1 protein-coding gene and 1 pseudogene are annotated in these 288 nt (G+C 62.5%); both read right to left on the reverse strand.

Translation table 11 applies throughout. The features are described 5' to 3' along the window. The coding region (gene sdhD / locus ACV22Z_RS35905) for a succinate dehydrogenase, hydrophobic membrane anchor protein (protein ID WP_448080966.1) at positions 1–170 on the reverse strand (170 nt) is incomplete at its 3' end. Between the two features lie 4 nt (positions 171–174). Then, a pseudogene (locus tag ACV22Z_RS35910) lies at positions 175–288 on the reverse strand (succinate dehydrogenase, cytochrome b556 subunit); the annotation flags it as partial.

Here is a 288-nt window from a genome sequence, read left to right on the forward strand (position 1 = left end):
GACGCCCAGCCTTCGTACGAGAAGTCGTGCGCGCCGAAGAACAGCACCAGCAGGATGATCGTGTAGACGGCCATGATCGTGGCCGTGACGCGCTGCGCGAGCCAGTCGCGCAGGCCGTAGTGTGCGCCGACGACGAGGCGCTTCGAGCCGATTCGGTTGTTGGCTGCCATTTGCTTAGAATGCTCCGAACAGTTTGAGGGCCATCGCGATCGTCAGGGCGATCGACACGACGAACACGACGACCGCCGTGTTCTTGCCGCTTTCCTTCGTGACCGCGTCGTGGTTGAC

The organism is Burkholderia sp. PU8-34 (assembly GCF_053427725.1).